This window comes from Solidesulfovibrio aerotolerans (genome assembly GCF_009856865.1).
GTDB lineage: Bacteria > Desulfobacterota > Desulfovibrionia > Desulfovibrionales > Desulfovibrionaceae > Solidesulfovibrio > Solidesulfovibrio aerotolerans.
The window spans coordinates 1-2,361 of record NZ_WVUD01000107.1 but is presented as its reverse complement, the minus strand read 5'-3'; the positions used below and the strand labels follow the sequence as shown (position 1 = coordinate 2,361).

Annotated in this window: 2 protein-coding genes; both read left to right on the top strand. The window is 60.1% G+C overall.

What is annotated here, in order from left to right; genetic code table 11:
• Positions 1-119: 119 nt before the first annotated feature.
• Positions 120-1,631 carry an IS21 family transposase gene (istA, locus tag GTA51_RS20265; RefSeq protein WP_160964292.1) on the top strand — a complete coding sequence of 504 codons (1,512 nt, stop codon included), beginning with the start codon at positions 120-122 and terminating at the stop codon, positions 1,629-1,631.
• Positions 1,621-2,346, top strand: coding sequence for an IS21-like element helper ATPase IstB (gene istB / locus GTA51_RS20260; protein ID WP_160964291.1), 726 nt, complete (start codon positions 1,621-1,623; stop codon positions 2,344-2,346). The genes istA and istB overlap by 11 nt, the downstream gene beginning before the upstream one ends.
• Positions 2,347-2,361: the final 15 nt, after the last annotated feature.

Sequence of the window (2,361 nt, the reverse complement as noted above, 5' to 3'; positions counted from 1 at the left end):
TGTTGATCAGCATGGAATATTGACCCCTCTTTGGATGAAATCAGCGTCCAAAGTTGACCCCCTCGGCAGCCCCCTTAGATGTCTTCGATCATCGGAGACGGGAGGGGCAGCGAGAGGAGATGCTGATAGTGGAAACGATTAGGAAGGTCCGGCTGGCCGCGATGCGGCAAGAAAAGCCGATCAAGCAGATTGCCAGGGAACTGCGCCTTTCCAAAAACACGGTACGGAAAATCCTGCGGGGCGACCTGACAGAACTGCATTACGAGCGTCGTGTGCAGCCACGCCCTATGCTTGGAGCATTTATTGCGTCCCTGGAACGTCGGCTGGAGGAAGATAAAGTTCTGCCCAAAAAACGACAACGCTCAGCAAAATTGCTCTATGAAGAGATTCATGGCGAAGGCTATACCGGCTCCTATGACAATGTGCAGCGCTACGTCCGAGCCTGGAAGCGGCGGCAACAAACGTTGGCAACGCCGGCCTTTGTCCCCTTGGTTTTCGATCCGGGCGAAGCCTTCCAGTTCGACTGGAGCCACGAGGACGTCATGCTTGGCGGCGTCCCGGCGAGGCTCAAGGTCGCGCATATCCGGTTGTGTTACAGCAGGATGAGCTTGGTCATCGCCTATCCTCGGGAAACCCAGGAAATGGTCTTCGACGCGCACGTCCAGGCTTTTGCCTTCTTCGGCGGGGCCACCAGGCGCGGCATCTACGACAACATGAAGACCGCCGTGAAGACGATCCTGACCGGCAAGAACCGGGAATTCAACCAGCGTTTCCAGCAGTTGTGTTCGCATTATCTGTTCGAACCAGTGGCCTGCACGCCGGCTGCTGGCTGGGAGAAAGGGCAGGTGGAACGGCAGGTGGGCATTTCCCGGGGCCGCTTTTTCACGCCGCGTCCGCAGGCCAAAGACCTGGACGAACTCAACGCTCAGTTGCGAGAAAAATGCCTGAGCCAGGCCAAGACGAGCCGCCATCCGACCCTTCCCGACAAGATGATCTGGGAGGTCTTTGCTGAAGAGCGCCGGCATCTGGTGGCCACCCCCCGGCCTTTCAACGGCTACGCGGCAAGCGACGTGCGCGTGTCGAGCACGGCCCTGGTGAGCTTCGACCGCAATCGCTATAGCGTGCCTGCCAGCGAGGTCGGGCAACCGGTGACGGTTCGGGCTTACGCCGACCGGGTGGCCGTGGTCAGCCAGGGACGGCTGGTGGCCGAGCATGCCCGGCAGTTTGGGCGCGGCAAGATGGTTTTTGATCCCTGGCACTATCTGCCAGTCCTTGAGCGCAAGCCCGGCGCGCTTCGAAATGGCGCACCGTTTAAGGATTGGGACCTGCCGCATGAGCTTGCCCGCATGCGTGTGGCGCTCATGCGTTTCCCGGATTGGGACCGCCAGTTCGTCGCCATCCTGTGCGCCGTTAAGGAGCACGGCCTGATGGCCGTCGCCAATGCCTGCGGCCAGGCGCTGTCTATGAAGGCCGTGAGTAAGGACGTGGTCCTCAACCTGCTTTGCCGGGAGGAACAAGTCCCCGATGCCAGTAGCCTCGTCCTGCCGGAAGGTCTGAAATTGACGCAGGAACCGGTGGCCGACTGCGGCCGATATGACACCTTGCTGCGGGAGGTCTGTCATGTCGCGTAGCGCAATTCTTGAACAACTGCGCGCCTTGAAACTGACAGGGATGCTCTCCGCCTACAAAGAGGTCATGGGAAGGACAGGGCCGAGCACTGTGGACCAGACGCTTTTGGAGCTGCTCCAGGCCGAAGCGGCCCAGCGGCAGTTACGCGCGATCCGCTATCAGCTTGGCCAGGCTCGATTTCCTGTTTCCAAGGACCTGGATACCTTTGATTTTGCCACTTCCCCAGTCGATGAGGCGCACATCCGGTCCCTGTACGAAGGAAGTTTCCTGGCCGAACGCAAGAACATCGTCTTTGTCGGCGGCACGGGCACCGGCAAGACGCACCTCGCCATCGCCATAGCCGGCCGGGCCGTACGAAAAGGCGTCAGAGCGAGATTTTTCAATCTTGTGGACCTGGCCAATCTCCTGGAACAAGAAAAGCTCGCCGGGAAAGGGGGCGGCCTGACCAGCCGACTGTCCCGGACGGATATCGTCGTGCTCGATGAGCTTGGCTACCTGCCGTTCTCCCGCAACAGCGCCCAACTCCTGTTCCATCTGCTCTCTAAGCTCTACGAGCGGACCTCGGTGCTGGTGACGACAAACCTGACGTTCGGCGAATGGGCGCAAGTCTTCGGAGACGCCAAGATGACCACGGCGCTCTTGGACCGTGTGACGCATCACTGCGAGATCATCGAGACTGGCAACGATAGCTGGAGGCTCAAGCACAGAAGCCAATGAGGCGCCCCCCCCCCC